Annotated in this window: 8 protein-coding genes; 5 read left to right on the top strand and 3 right to left on the bottom strand. The window is 58.7% G+C overall.

Going from position 1 to position 15,386, the window contains the following annotated elements:
• Positions 1-177: 177 nt before the first annotated feature.
• Together ACSYSS_RS08005 and ACSYSS_RS08000 are read left to right on the top strand one after the other, a co-directional pair.
• Positions 178-441, top strand: coding sequence for a hypothetical protein (locus ACSYSS_RS08005; protein WP_491703488.1), 264 nt, complete (start codon positions 178-180; stop codon positions 439-441).
• A 191-nt stretch (positions 442-632) separates the two neighbouring features.
• A complete protein-coding gene (locus tag ACSYSS_RS08000) occupies positions 633-1,451 on the top strand; it encodes a TrmH family RNA methyltransferase (protein ID WP_491703487.1) in 819 nt (272 codons plus the stop codon).
• Between the two features lie 282 nt (positions 1,452-1,733).
• On the opposite strand, the gene ACSYSS_RS07995 is transcribed toward ACSYSS_RS08000, so the two are convergent.
• The 3 genes from ACSYSS_RS07995 to mscL form a co-directional block, all read right to left on the bottom strand.
• Complete coding sequence (locus ACSYSS_RS07995) at positions 1,734-2,519, bottom strand: nitroreductase family protein (protein WP_491703486.1); 786 nt, start codon at positions 2,517-2,519, stop codon at positions 1,734-1,736.
• Between the two features lie 255 nt (positions 2,520-2,774).
• Positions 2,775-7,298 (bottom strand): CshA/CshB family fibrillar adhesin-related protein, encoded by a 4,524-nt coding sequence (locus tag ACSYSS_RS07990; RefSeq protein ID WP_491703485.1) that lies wholly within the window; start codon positions 7,296-7,298, stop codon positions 2,775-2,777.
• A 297-nt stretch (positions 7,299-7,595) separates the two neighbouring features.
• Positions 7,596-8,123, bottom strand: a complete 528-nt coding sequence (gene mscL, locus ACSYSS_RS07985; protein ID WP_491703484.1) for a large conductance mechanosensitive channel protein MscL — start codon at positions 8,121-8,123, stop codon at positions 7,596-7,598.
• 373 nt (positions 8,124-8,496) lie between these two features.
• On the opposite strand from mscL, the gene purC reads away from it, so the two are divergent.
• The 3 genes from purC (at position 8,497) to purF (ending at position 15,321) form a co-directional block, all read left to right on the top strand.
• Positions 8,497-9,264 (top strand): phosphoribosylaminoimidazolesuccinocarboxamide synthase, encoded by a 768-nt coding sequence (gene purC, locus ACSYSS_RS07980; RefSeq protein ID WP_491703483.1) that lies wholly within the window; start codon positions 8,497-8,499, stop codon positions 9,262-9,264.
• Positions 9,265-9,451: 187 nt separating this feature from the next.
• Positions 9,452-13,621: a phosphoribosylformylglycinamidine synthase gene (locus tag ACSYSS_RS07975; protein ID WP_491703482.1), complete on the top strand. Its 4,170-nt coding sequence runs from the start codon at positions 9,452-9,454 to the stop codon at positions 13,619-13,621.
• A 188-nt stretch (positions 13,622-13,809) separates the two neighbouring features.
• Complete coding sequence (gene purF, locus ACSYSS_RS07970; RefSeq protein ID WP_491703481.1) at positions 13,810-15,321, top strand: amidophosphoribosyltransferase; 1,512 nt, start codon at positions 13,810-13,812, stop codon at positions 15,319-15,321.
• Positions 15,322-15,386 lie beyond the last annotated feature (65 nt).

Below are 15,386 nucleotides of genomic sequence, written 5' to 3'. Positions count from 1 at the left end.
GCTAGGCTGTGCCGGCCATCTGCGAATAGTGCAGATGGCCGACACGGTTTTTATATGGGCCGGTTTATTATTTACTGGTCAGCAACGCAGAATCTACGCAATATTCGACTTGTAGCGCGTTTTGCTCTTGATGGAGCCGTCACTGTTCGCCATGGGCGTCGTGCGTACAATGGGCGTATGCATTACTTCACTCCGAGACGTTGCCCTGAATCCCGCAAGATCATGTATCATGACAAGGCTCAGGCGTTGCGGGCTTCGGAGCAAAGCTTCATCGAGCGTGGGGCGGAGCTTTGGGTGTATCGTTGCCAATTCTGCGGCAAGTGGCATTTGACGCATCATAATCCGGAGGACGAAGTGGCCATTGCTGCCGCGCAGGCTGGCAAAAAAGCTGGCAGGCGCCCCAGGTCGCGCAAGCGTGGTTTCAAGCCCAGAAGACGGTGAGAAGTGAAACCACGCATCGGTCAACGTCTGGCGCAGATGCATGAAGCATAGTGTCCGGCCATCGGCTGGCCGTATGCGATGATTCGTCTGTTTTGTGCCGTATGCAGGCAGGCATTCGTGGCAGTTTCAGGGAGACTGTAGAATGCAATGAGACAATATCGTAGATAACGAGGGTAGGGACAGTGTCGCAGATGATAGGTGAGACAGTTGACAAACGCAACGATTCGGCGGTTCAAAGGATCTTGGACATCACCAAGCATTCCCGGCAGAGTGCCAAGACCATCCTATTGGAGGATGAGGAGCCGACGCTTCAGGCGGTGAAAGCTGGAGTGAAGGTACATGAATTGTATTTTGCTGAGAATTTCCCACCGGCCGACGATGTGCTTGGCATGGCGGAGCAGCGACGCATACCAGTGCGACCGGTGACCAACGAAATGCTCAAGGTGATGTTTCCGGCGGGCAAGAAACCCAAACTATTCGGTGTGGCAGCTGCTCCTCGTCCGCTGACACTGGAAGCGCTTGCCGGCAGTAGAGCCGACGTGGTGGTGCTTGACGGAGTCAAGATTGTGGGCAATATCGGTGCCATCATCCGTACCTCGTATGCGCTCGGAGCTTCTGGAGTAGTGCTGCTTGACAGTGATCTGGAACGAATTTCGGACGCACGCCTGATCCGTTCCAGCCGTGGATACGTCTTCTCGCTGCCTGTGGTGCTCAGTGATGCCAGTGAACTGCGTGAATTCCTGACTGTTGAGCGCGTGCGTCCCGTCACTTTTGACGCCCATGGACAGACCGATCTGCGCTCGCTGACTGGCATTGACGAGCGGCTGGCGTTCGTGATGGGCAGCGAGAAACGTGGACCGTCGTTTGATGCCGCGGGGCTTAATGCTGCAACCGTTTCGATACCGATGATCGACGAAGTGGAGTCGCTCAACGTCTCTGTGGCCACCGGCATCGCCTTGCAGCAGCGGATGGAGAGGAATATCGCTCTGCATCAGACCAGTCGTCGGTGAATGTGACTGGCCGTAAATATGGCCAGTGGGCGATGAACATGACTTGTGACCAGTGAATGTGGCCAATGGATACGAGAGTTTGACAATGTAACTGGCCAGTGAATGAATGGCTGTTTTGCGTCTTGAGTGGCAATTTTGGAGGGTAAGCAGTGGAATTGCGAAGCAAAGTACCCACTGAGTGAAAACCCTATTAAAAACAGATTATAGAAAACCGCGGAATTCCAACAAAAAATGGGTTCCGCGGTTTTGCATTTGAGCGTTATACGCTTTTCAGTGGGTAGTCTATCGTTCGAGATTGAAGCCTTGGGCAGGGGCATGCCTGGTGAGAGCCATATCGAAGACGCTGCGGTCCACGGCTTTCTTGGCGATTTGCTTGCTGAAGGTTTCCACTGGGCGGTCCGGCCGGCGCAGATCGTAGTAGTGGTGCACAGTGTCGTCGAAGTCAGTCATATCGTTCAAGAGCGTTTCGTCGTTTTCGGGATATGCGTCGTCGAAGAATTGGGCCGAACGCTGCATGCGTGGCTTCAAGGCCGGCTCCTGGTCGGGTTTGCCAATGGCCAGTCCCAGAACGGGGTAGGTGAACTCCGGCAGGTGCAGCAGCTTGATAAGCTCAGGGGTGTTGCTCAATACAGTACCGAGCACCACGCAGCCCAGCTCAAGAGACTCGGCAGCGGTCTCCATGGCGTGCAGGGCCAGCACGGCATCGTTGTGGGACTGGATGAGCCTGTAGGTGGAATTCAGCGTGAATTCGTCGGAGTGGATGTCGATTCCGGTTTTGGCGGCGATTGCGGCATTGCGGTGTTCGTCGGCAATGAAGACGTAGAGCAGCGGCGCCTGGGCGATGTAGTTCTGGTTGCCCATCTCGGCGATCTTGTCTTTGGCTGCCTGATCCTTGACCCTAATGGCCGACCAGTCGTTCAGATATTGACTATTGGCTGCACGTTGGGCGGCTTCCTCGATTGTGGCGACGGTTTCGGCGTCGATGTCTTCCGGCTTGAATTTGCGGATGGAGCGGCGGTTCAGCAACGTCTCTATCGTGCTGTTGGTTGGTTTCGTTGAAGATGTCATATGGGTATTCTGACATGGTTTGTCGAAAAAATCGAGTTTTTTGCGCTGGAAGGGAATATGCAGAGGTGGTGCAGGCGTTGAAGACTGGATGCAGGCGATGCCGATGACATATGTATGGCGCAGTGCGCTTCGCCGGTGATGCAAACAGTAATGGCTGTGCGGTCCCTGAAACCGCACAGCCATTACTGTTTGCATCACCAAGGCCCCCAGTGCCGCTCAAGAGCACGCTTTATAAGCGGCACTGGGAGGGGGCTCTCACTGCTTGTGGCGGCGCAGTGCCACAATGCCAATTGCTATCAGCGCCAGCACCGCGGCGGCGATTGCGATGGCGGCTATTGCGGCGCCCGTTTGGCTCAGACCCGGAGCCGGCTTATCTGGCTGGGTGGGCACACCGGACTTGCCGTCTTGGAATACACCGTGTGCGTGGAGCGTGGTGGCAGGTCCAAGATTGACCGTGAGTGGTTCGGAAAGCCTGTGACCTGCCGGAGCCTTGGTCTCAGTGATGGTCCAGTTGCCCCACCTCAGATCGGTTACGCTGAACTTGCCAGGCGTGGGATCCTTGTCGAGACCTGTGCAGGCCAAGGCCGTGCAGTCCTCAACATCGAGCTTTTCGCCATCGGGCCCGTTGAGCTGCCACTTCGAGCCGGAGAGCAGAGTCTTGCCGTCCTTGTCGAACCGTTGCCAGTCGATGGTGCCGGGCGCATCCACGTTCTTGATGTCGACCTTTACATTGTGGCCAGGCTCCACCTTGAACGTTCCATCAGCAGCCACCGTTATCGGCTGGCCGGTGGTGGTGTCGGTGACGATGATGCCGTCCATTTTGTAGCCGGCATTGAGCAGCTGGGTAACAGAGTAGGTGCCGGAGTCAACTGTGGTGGGCGTGGAGGCGCCGACTGGCACGTCCACACTGGTTGCGTCATGTTTGACGGTGACATTGGAACCGGAACCTGCGTCTGTGCCGCCATACTTGAAGTCGCCACTGACGTTGACCGCAAGCGTGGACTTGGCCTTGTAGACAATCGTGGCCGTCACATCCTGGCCACCCGCAATGGCCACGCTGGCCTGCTCCTCGGGCAGCTCAGTACCGTCTGCAAGCGTGTACTTGTAGGTTGGATCTGAGTAGCCGGTAGGGGCGTCTGCGCCTTTCACCTTGTAGGAGCCGGGGACTATGTCCTGGCTCTCGCCATTGGTGAATGTGTGGGTGCTGCCATCGGGATAGGTCACTGTGCGACCCAAGTCATCAGGGTTGGCCGTGCCGCCCTGGACCTCGGTTTTGACGGTGAGTTTGCCCGCCTGCACATAGGTGACCATTGCCTCCAGGTGTTGCCCGACACCGACGTTTACGCCGTTCTCCGTAATGTGAGAGGCCGGCACGTCTTCGCCGTCCAGCTTGTAGGTGACGGTCTTGATGTAGCCGGGGACATTCTCGCCGTCGGCCTTGTAGTTGCCGGCATTGAGGTTGTCTTTGGTTTCACCGTTGGTGTAGGTGGCGGTATCGGAGGCAGCGGGGCCGGTGACGGTGCGGCCCAGTGAATCGGCGTTGAGGTCGCTGCCAGCAGGAATCACTGTGGTGACAGTGACTTTGGCGGGCTCATCGTTGTAGGTCACTGTGGCCACCACGTTCTGTCCGTTGGCTGCAGCCACACCTGCATCGGTTGCCGTTGCCGTGAGGTCTGCAATGTGGTTTCCGTTCTTGTCCACCGACTCATAGGTGACCACAGGCTTGGAATATCCGGCCTTGGTGGAGCCTTCGACTTTGTAGGAGACGCCATCGGTGACGTTTGAGGTCTGGTTCTGGTTGTATTCCACCTTGGTGTCGTCAGAGCCGACCACCGTGCGATCGAAGTCCGTTGGCCCAGCCGTGCCACCGTGGGTGTTGTTGACCACCGTGACCACTTTGAGCGTCGGCTTGATGGTTTCGTACGGCACGGTGCACGTCACATCGCCGCCGTCGAAGACGGAAACGGTGTTCGGGTCATACGAGGCATCACTGGGGTTGAGGTCCCAGCCGCCTGTGTTATCAGTCGAAGTGCAGTGGATTGGCTCGGAATCTGCGAGTTTGTAGCCCGAAGCCATCGTTCCCGCGCCGATTACGTACTTGTCTGAATCCACTGTTTTGGCGGTATCGGGCGTGTATGCGACGTTGTTGCCTCCTGTGTCCTTCAACGATGGGGCGAATTCGGACTCCTGCGCGTTGCCGTCGATGACCTTGCGCTTGATGGTCAGCTTGCCAAGGGCCTGCGTGTTGGCGATGGCGCCGAGGTCCTGATTGAGCACCGGTGTGGTGCCTGCCATGATGTCGAAGGTTTTGACATCGGGGCTCGGTGCGTAATGGGCCGGCGGATTCACTTCGGAGAGCTTGTAGCCGGTGCCCCAATCGAGGCCGGTGACGTTGAACTTGCCGGGAGTGGGATCGGTGTCCTGGTAGCGGTCGGTGGAGCAGCTGCCGGCAGATGTGCAGTCACGCACGGTCACGGAGTTCTGCTCTTCGTCCTTGAGCAACCAAGTCGAGCCGCCGAGCAGATTGCCTGTGGCGCTGTCGGTCTTGGTCCAGCTCACACTGCCGGGCTGCCCTTCATAGGAGATGGTGCAGTCATAGGTGTGACCATCTTGAAGGTTAAGCGGGTCGCTGAATGTCATTGCTGTGCCGTTGTCGGTGCAGGCATATTCCGGGGCAGTGTATCCGTTGACTGTGTTGCCGGAGACCGTGTAGTCACCTCTATCGACCACGTTGAGGATGCCATTGCCATAGGGCACTGCGGTGCCAGAGGCAGGAGTCACATCTCTGTTGAAATCACTAGGGTTGGCGGGCTGGCCGTAGGTGTTCCTCACCACGGTGCTCACCGTCAGCTTGGCGTGGTTGCTTTCGTCGAATGGCACACGGGTCACCATGCACTGCACGTTGGCATCGTCGTCATTGGCCGGGATGGTCAGCTGCCCATTGGCGTCTACGGCGACCTTAGGGGAGTTGGGCTGGCTGATGTCCCGGCAGTCGATCTGGCTTTCGTAATTCGTTTCGTCCGTAGTGGCGGAGCCTGCTTGCAGTGAAGAACCCACCGTATAGCTTTGGCCGGGTGTTACGCTCTTGCCGCTTATTGCAGTGTCTGCTTGGGCTCCGCCAGTGGTGCCTGTTGTCGTTGTCGAGGCCACAGATGCTCCGGTGCCGTCCTTCAGCGTCACATCGAACTGGTCGGAGGGGTCCAGTCGTCCACCGGAGTGTGTCTTGCTGGGTAGATTGGCGATGACGCTGATCTGCGGGATCATCACTGCGGCCTGGTAGTCCTCGACCTCGCCGTCAGCAATGAAACCGGTTGGAGCAAGAGTGCCGGGCTGCTTGGAGATTCGCACACGCATGAATGTGGGATGCCCCTCGTCATCGCCGGCGACCGAGCGCTTTACGTCATTGGGCACGGCGAAGCTCAGCGAGGCGTTGCCGCCTGCAGGGCAGGTGGTTTGGGCGCTGGCTTCGTCATCGTCAAAGGTTCCGTTGCGGTCCCAGTCGATCCAGCCTCTTACCTTGCCGCCGCCGGCACATGTGACCGCCTGGGAATAGGCTCTGCCTGCGACTGCACCTTTGATTTTGACCACGTCGTTGCTGTTGACGTCGGGACTCATCGCCACGCCGTCCTCGTCGCCATGGCCGCCCTGCGAAGCACCGGTAGTGTCATCACCGTCAGCCCAGTCGCTGGTCTTGTTGCTTGTCTCAGAATCCTCGGTGGCGCCGAGCCTTGGTATGGGTTGGTCCATCTTGGCCAGGAAACCTTTGTCATTGGCTACGTTGGTGCCGGGATTCGCGCCTTCCTCGCGCGCTTCAGAGAGGTTGTACCAGGTGGTGCCATCGATGACCTTCGAAGGCAGGTTGTCGACGCCGAGCTTGCCGCCGGTCCAGTTGGGGCCGAACGAGGCGCTGGCCACGCCGTAGCTGGCGGGTGCGTCGCCGAAGTCGAGCGAGGGCATGACACCCAGGGCCACTGCGGTTCGGCCGCCGCCCTTAACGGTGACTGTGGAGCTTTCCGAGCCCTGCAGGAACATGACCGATGCCGGGCCTTTGCTGCTGCCGCTGTCGTTGGCGCACTGGCCGCCATCGGAGCGGAAGATCATGTTGCCATTGGCGTCGACCGAGGCAAGCGAGCTGGTGTTGCAGCCTGGTGTGCGGTAGCTGTCGAGTAGGCGCCAACTCGGGTGGTCCTGCGGATCGTTCGGCTTGGCGGTGATGGTCTCCTGCTGATACCAGGTGTAGTTGTTGGATTCGGCATCTGCGAAGACGAGGCCTTCCAGCGGAATGTTCGTCATGCCTGCTGTTGGGGTGCTTGCTCCGAGCGAGGATGCCTCGCTGCTGGACATGAGGTATTCCTTGCAGGTGTAGTCGAAGGTGGGGGAATTGCCGTCGTCGCGGTTGGCCACGCCTACGATGTTGTTGGTGCCCACGTTGTACATCTGCGTCAATGCGTCGCCGTAGAACTCACCGGTGCGGTAGGTCTCCAGCGCGGAGCCTTGGCCTTGCGGCGTGACGACGCACTGCGTGGCGATCGACTGGTTGTTGCCCGCGTCGTGCGGGGTGGACCAGACGGTCGTGGCGCTTGTGATGGTCTGGTCGGGGGTATTGGCCCATTCCATCCAATCTATGCTCTGGCGGTACCTGCCCTCACCGCTTTCCGCCACCAGCTGTGGGCCTATGGCTCCACGCTGTGCGTTCTCTGCGTATGCGCTTGCGCCGGTTCCAGCCAGCCCTACCAAGCACATGGCCGCTGCGCCGGTGATGGCACAGGCTTTCTTCAAAATTTGACGCGGAATCGCTGGATTTTTCAGTCGCGGCTGTTCGATCACGGTTGCCTCCCTGCTTCGTGCTCTGCTCTTGCGTTGCACATGGCCTAAAACTGTTGAAATCAAACAGGTGTTTGGAAACTCGCCTCCGTTACTCACCGCCTGATGCCAATGTGCAATGTTGCTATTAACAGTATTGCACGTTTGACGACAAGTAGTAAATATGAATGTAGATTTTTATATAAGTTCGCTAATTCTGGTGGTTTATGTTGTTGGATTCCGCGCAAGGCATAAGCAGGATGGCATATTGGTTCAACGGCTATGGGAAGTTTGGCGGACATGGGCGGAACCGCCGTCGGAGATCGCACCAGAAGCAGTACCGTTGGACACGTGATTGATGGATTCGAGATTGCTGACGATGAGGCTCAGCAGCTCGATGGTCTGCGGGTCGGCCTGTACCTGCTGCGGAGTCTCTTCCTTTTTCTTGTCCTCGTCCGCGGCTTCCTCCTCGTGCCTGAGGCCCATCTTGTCGGCGAGGGCTTGGGAGACGCTGCGGAACTTGTTGATGGGCAGCACAATAAAGAAGTAGACCGCTATGGCGATGAGCAGGAAGTTGAGCAGCGCTGAAAGGATGCCGCCGAAGGAGATGGTGGCATGGTTGAATGAGATGTTGAGGATGTTGTCCATGTTTGGCTTGCCGAAGACCATGGCGATGAGCGGGTTGATGAGGTCCTTGACGATGGCGTTGACCACGGCGGTGACCGCGGAGCCCATCACCACACCGACTGCCATGTCGATCATGTTGCCGCGCGATATGAATTCCTTGAATCCCTTGAACATTGTTTCTCCTTTGACGGCGTACTGGTCCTGCGTCTTGAACCGCTATTTGCTTGGCGTTTTCTGCTGTATTCGCTTCCATTATCTCCCTCGGGCAGCTTCGCCGCAACGCTGAGAATGCAATGGCACTGGTAGAGAGTGGAATGTGCACAAACCTGGCTGGAATGGCAGCGAACGTTCGCTGAATGCGATTCAGCGAACGAAGTGTGCGAAAACGATGCGATGGCGTACATTGAACGCTTGCTGCGTGTGCTTAGCGTGTTGCGTGGCATAGTATGTAAGTGAGTTTTGCTACACTTCTGACTTGTCAGTTATCCCAAGCAATTCCAAGAATTCACCAAATTCGTCTCGATTTTTCGAGGGAAGGTAGCGGTAAATGGAGAAACTGGATAAGCTCTACGAGGGCAAGGCCAAAAAACTCTATGCAACTGAAGATCCAAATGTACTTTGGGTCGAATATATGAACCAAGCCACTGCAGGCGATGGGGCAAAGAAAGAAAACATTGACGGCAAAGGTGTGCTCAATAACCACATCACGTCGTTGATGTTCGACTTGCTCAAGGCTCGTGGCATCGACAGCCATTTCATCCGGCGCACAAGCGATACGGAGCAGCTGGTGCAATGTATGGATATGTTTCCGCTGGAAATCATCATGCGCAACGTCGCTGCCGGTTCGTTCTCCAAGCGGTACGGGGTGGCTGAGGGCACGCAGCTCAAACGGCCCGTGTTGGAGTTCTGCCTCAAATCTGACGAGCTGCACGATCCGTTCATCAATGAGGACGGCATGCTTGCGCTTGGGCTGGTTTCCGAGGCCGAGTTCGAGGAGATCTCGCGGCAGGCGCGGGCTGTTAATGATGCTCTGCTCGACATCTTCAATCGCATTGATGTGCAATTGGTGGATTTCAAAATTGAAGAGGGACGCAACGCGGCGGGCATGATTTTGCTAGCCGACGAGATCACCCCTGACACTTGCAGACTCTGGGATAAGCGGGATGCTGTGAACGGGTCATATGGCGGGCAGATCGCGCATCTCGACAAAGACCTCTTCCGACGTGATCTTGGAAGCATCATTCCGGCGTACGAAGAGATCGAGCATCGTCTGTCTGACTTGGCTGCGGCCGAGCGCATCACACTGAGAGAATGACTTATATTCGCCCGCACCTGCAGCAATGCAGATGCGGGCGAATCCATTGGGGTAACTGGCAATGCTCTAATACAGAATTTCTCACGAACTGCCATAATATGCCGCGCAACTTCGTTGTTCATGTTGTAATAGGTCTGTGGCTGTTCAAAATTTCCAATCGTAATCCACCAATCGAGAGCGGGAATCCATGGTTTTCCGAGTTTACGTTGAAAAGAAGCAGGGGTTCGACATCAAGGCCAGGCGGCTGTGCGATGAATTGCGCAGTGTGCTTGGGCTGAGTGGGCTGGCTTCGGTGCGCATGGTGAACCGCTACGATGTAGAAGGCGTGAGCGAGGAGCTCTTCCGCCGCGCGGTGCCGACAGTGTTCAGCGAGCCGCAGACCGACAACGCTTCTTTGGATCTGCCGGATTTCGATGGGGCGGCGACGTTTGCGGTTGAGCCATTGCCCGGCCAGTTTGACCAGCGGGCTGAGTCCGCGGCGGAGTGCATTCAGCTTATTTCGCAGGCGGAGCGACCTGTGGTGCGTACCGCCACGCTCTATGCGCTCGTCGGCTTTGACTTGAGCGCCGCCGACGTTGAGGCCGCTAAGCAGTACGTCATCAATCCTGTGGAAGCGCGCGAAACCGAAGCCTTGGCTGCCACGATGCCGGACACGCTGCAGGTCAAGGTGCCGGTTCCAGCGGATGTGGAGCGGCTTGAGGGCTTTGATCAGCTCGATGATGCAGGGTTGCAGCGGTTCATCGATGCACATGGCTTGGCGATGGATGTGGTCGACGCGAAGGTGTGTCAAAGCTATTTCCGGGGCGAGGGGCGCGCGCCGAGCATCACCGAAATCAAAGTGATCGATACATATTGGTCGGACCACTGCCGGCACACCACGTTCAACACTGCGTTCAGCGATGTGCAGATCGACGATGAAGTTGTGCGGCGGGCGTTTGATAAGTACCTTGATATCCGTCGCAAGCTTGGACGTGAGGGCAAGCCTGAAAGCCTCATGGACATCGGCACGATCGGTGCAAAATGGCTCAAGTCGTTGGGTGGGCTCGCTAATCTCGACGAATCCGAGGAAATCAACGCCTGCACCGTCAAAGTCAAGGTGGACGTGGACGGCAACGGCGTGGACGAGACCGGGGAGGACTTGAGCAACACCGAGGACTGGCTGTTTCTCTTCAAGAACGAGACGCACAACCATCCCACTGAAATCGAACCGTTCGGCGGAGCCGCCACGTGCATCGGCGGCTGCATCCGCGACCCACTTTCCGGGCGGTCATATGTGTACCAGGCCATGCGCGTCACAGGTGCCGGCGACCCGCGCGTGCCGGTCTCCCAGACGCTGCCGGGCAAGCTGCCGCAGCGCAAGTTGGTGACGACCGCCGCTGAGGGTTACTCGTCGTATGGCAATCAGATAGGCCTTGCCACCGGGCAAGTCAGCGAGATCTACCACCCCGGATACGTGGCCAAGCGCATGGAGGTGGGCGCTGTGGTCGGCGCCACCCCGGCCAGCCACGTGCGCCGCGAGACGCCGACTCCTGGAGACCGCATCATTCTGCTCGGCGGCCGCACGGGGCGCGACGGCATCGGCGGGGCCACCGGTGCTTCCGTGGCGCAGGACGAGCATTCGCTTGAGGAGCGCGGGGCCGAGGTGCAGAAGGGAAACGCCACTGTGGAACGCAAGCTGCAGCGGCTCTTCCGGCGTGGGGACGCCTGCCGGCTCATCAAGCGCTGCAACGATTTCGGGGCTGGCGGCGTATCCGTGGCCACCGGCGAGATTGCCGACGGGCTGCGCATCGATTTGGACGCGGTGCCCCGCAAATACGAGGGATTGGACGGCACGGAGCTCGCCATCTCCGAGTCGCAGGAGCGCATGGCCGTCGATGTGGCGGCGGACGACGTTTCGGAGTTTTTGGGTTACGCGCGCGAGGAGAACCTTGAGGCCACAGTGGTGGCAGAGGTCACCGAAGACCCTCGGATGCGCATGACGTGGCGTGGCGATGAGATTGTGGACCTGAGCCGTGAGTTCCTGGATTCCGATGGTGCACCCAAAGAGCAGGCCGTCCATATTTGCGCCGATGAAAGCGTTGTGGAAGAGCGACTTGCCGGCGAACAGGCCATCGAGGGAAGCGCCGATAACGACGTGTTGGCCTACACCAAGCTTTGGCGCAGTGGTTCGTTGGCCGAACGCATGAATGCGTTGGTCAGCGATATCAACGTGGCTTCCAACTTGGGGCTGGCGCAGCGGTTTGATTCCACCATCGGTGCGGCCACGGTGCTCATGCCGTTTGGCGGAAGGCGGCAGCTCACGCCCACGCAGGCGATGGTGGCCAAGTTCCCCGTGGACGGCAAAACCGACACTGCCTCAGCTATGGCGTGGGGCTTCAATCCGTACATTTCCGAGCGCAATCAGTACGTGGGAGCCTACCTCGCGGTGGTGGAGTCGTTGTGCAAGCTTGTGGCGACCGGATTCAGCATGAGAGGCGCCTACCTGAGCTTCCAGGAATACTTCGGCAAGTTGGGCAGCGACCCCAAACGGTGGGGCAAGCCGGCGGCCGCAGTGCTTGGCGCATTGATGGCGCAGGTGGACCTGGGAGTGGCCGCTATCGGCGGCAAGGACTCGATGAGTGGTACCTTCGAACACTTGGACGTGCCGCCGACGCTTATCTCTTTCGCGGTTTGTGTGGGCAATGCCTCACGCGCCATCTCACCCGAGTTCAAGGGTGCCGGGCATCGGATCGTCCGTATCGCGCCGAAATACGGCATTTCGGCAGACAATATCGACGATATCGAAAGTGAGGCCGCAGGCAGTACTGAAGGCGATGCTGCTGCCAATCGTGGCGGCGGCAGGGCAACCAGTGGCGAAACCGAGGCTAACGGTGAGCGCTCCGTGAGCGCCGCCGTTGCCGTGAGCGAGACTGTGAACGCCGCTTATCGCATCATTCCGCGCAAACAGAGTTTGAACGCTGTCGTCGACGTCGTTGAGTGGTTGGAAGGCGAGGGTGCAGTGCTCGCTGCGTCTACGCCGGGGTATGGGGCCAGCGCCGAAACCCTGTTCAAGATGACGCTCGGCAACCGCATCGGGGTGCGGCTCGTCGGCGTGGATTTGGATTCCCTCTTCACGCCCGCGTACGGGTCGTTCCTGCTGGAGGTGGCTGACGGTGCCAAGCTGCCCCGGGTCGATGACGAATCGGTGAATATGGAGGTCATCGGCGAGACGACGGCTGACTATCGATTCACCGTCGTCTCGCGGGAGCAGGTTCAAGGTGATGCGGCGCAGGGCGGTACAGCTCAAGGCGACGAGACTCACCGCGATCAATCGCAAGACGGCGCGCTGTACTGTGGTGCGGCAGCAGATGAATCTGTGCAGTCGCTCGATTTGGACGACGTTCAGGAGAGCTGGGAGGAACCGCTCGAAGATGTATATCCATATCGTAGCGTTGACGAAAACGGCAACGTTGCAAACAAGAGTGGTGTCTTAGCCTTCGCTTCCAGCGTTCCGACACTCAACTATGACGCGCCGAGTCTGTACCTTTCTCGTCGGCCCGGCCTCACTGCACCGCGTCCGAACGTGGTTATTCCCGTCTTTCCTGGCAATAACTGCGAGTACGATTCGGCGAAGGCGTTCCGCCGCGCCGGAGCACATGTGCAGACGCTGATTGTCAACAATCTGAACGCGGACGCGGTGGTCGAAAGCACGAAGGCGCTCGCCGCCGCCATCCGCTCCAGCCAGATCGTGATGATTCCCGGCGGTTTCTCCGGCGGCGACGAACCGGACGGGTCGGCCAAGTTCATCACCGCGTTCTTCCGCGCCCCCGAGGTGGCGGATGCGGTGCGTGACCTGTTGCAGAACCGTGACGGCTTGATGCTCGGCATCTGCAACGGATTCCAAGCGCTCATCAAACTCGGCCTCGTGCCGTACGGCGACATCGTCGATATGACGCCGGACTGCCCCACGCTCACGTTCAACACCATTGGCCGCCACCAAAGCAGGCTGGTGCGCACCCGCGTGGCATCCGTAAAGTCGCCATGGCTCGCGCTCACCAGCGTCGGAGCGGTTCACACCGTTGCCATCTCGCATGGCGAGGGTAGGTTTGTAGCCTCGCCGCAGGAGCTGCAGCGACTAGCGGGTAACGGCCAGATTGCCACGCAATATGTGAACGAAGCCGGGCGGCCGAGCATGGACTTGAGCGTCAATCCCAACGGCTCGGCGCTCGCCATCGAGGGCATCACCAGTCCAGACGGCCGCGTCTTCGGCAAGATGGGGCATTCGGAGCGCAGTGGCAAGAACCTCTACCGCAATGTGCCGGATGCCGACCGTTTCCAGCCGATATTCGAGGCGGGGGTGGCCTACTTTGCGTATTGATCGGATAAGGAATCGTCGCGTCGTTGTGCCGACGCGCCACGAAACCATCGTTGACTTGCATTTAGCGATGGTTTTGCGGCGTATGCGGTCGTGTCCGCCTACGGAACCATTCTCTACGTTGCGGTTAGTGATGGTTCTGTGGCGCGTGAACGAAATGGTCAGGACGAAATGGCACAAGGGAGGTAGCCATGTCAGTCGAGCTTGAGGACATCCATGAGGAATGTGGGCTGTTCGGTGTTTGGGGCCACCCGGACGCCGCTCACTTGACGTACTTCGGGCTGCATGCCCTACAGCACCGCGGCCAGGAGGGTGCCGGCATCGTGACCAATGATAACGGCAAACTCATGGGCCACCGGGGTTTGGGACTGCTCACCGAGGTGTTCCACGACGAAACCGAAATGGAACGGCTCAAAGGCAATCGCGCCGTAGGCCACGTACGCTATGCCACTGCCGGTTCGAAAAGCCTCGACAACATCCAGCCATTCCTTTTCCGCTTCCACGACGGCGACTGCGCCCTGTGTCATAACGGAAACCTCACCAACTGCACGAGTCTGAAACGCAAGCTCGAATTCGAAGGCGCCATCTTCCATTCGAATTCCGACACTGAAGTGCTCATGCACCTCATCCGCCGTTCCAATAAGCCGACGCTGATGGAACGGCTCAAGGAAGTGCTGCCGATGGTGCACGGTGGCTTCGCGTACCTGCTCATGACCGGTGACAAGCTCATCGGCATCTGCGACCCCAACGGATTCCGCCCTTTGGAGCTTGGCCAGTTGCCGGGCGGTGCGTACGTGCTGGCCAGCGAGACCTGTGCGTTGGACGTGGTGGGTGCCCGATTTGTGCGTGACATCGGCCCGGGCGAGATTATAACGGTGGATGACGGCGGCTACAGCATTGAAACGTATGTGGACAATCCGCAGCTGTCCATCTGCTCCATGGAGTTCATCTACTTCGCGCGGCCTGATTCCAACATCTACGGCATCAACGTGCACTCTGCCCGCAAGCGCATGGGGGCCCGGCTGGCTCGCGAGGCGCCAGTGGACGCGGACATGGTGATCGCGGTGCCGAACTCCTCGCTTTCCGCCACTTCCGGGTACGCCGAAACCAGTGGCCTGCCCAATGAGATGGGGCTGATCAAGAACCAATACGTGGCGCGAACGTTCATTCAGCCCACGCAGGAGTTGCGCGAGCAGGGTGTGCGCATGAAGCTCTCCGCAGTGCGCGGCGTGGTGGAAGGCAAGCGGGTGGTGGTGATTGACGACTCCATCGTGCGTGGCACCACGTCTAAGCGCATCGTTCAGCTGCTGCGTGAGGCCGGCGCGGCCGAGATCCACATGCGCATCAGTTCGCCGCCGCTCAAGTATCCGTGTTTCTATGGCATCGACATCTCGAACACCAGGGAACTCATCGCCGCCAAGATGACTGTGCCGCAAATCCGTGACTACATCGGTGCGGATTCGTTGGCATTCCTGAGTCTGGACGGCTTGGTGGAATCCATCGGCATGCATGAGGACGCGCCCTACGGCGGCCTGTGCGTGGCGTATTTCAACGGCGACTACCCAACGGCGCTCGACGATTACGAGCAGCCGTTCCTCGAGTCGCTGCCGCAATCGGAACGTGAGCGGCTGCAACAGGTATGGAAGTCCAGTGAATATCGGCATAACCCGACTGCGGCAGGGCAAAGCGTGGCCGGGCAATAAGCGGCGACGGATTCGCCCCGCCATAACGCAAAATTCAATGTAGTATGTCAGCAGAGCAACAAAGG

It is taken from the genome of Bifidobacterium sp. ESL1118, assembly GCF_058505595.1.
Note: the sequence above shows the minus strand (reverse complement) of the source record. Positions and strands in the feature narration are given on the sequence as shown.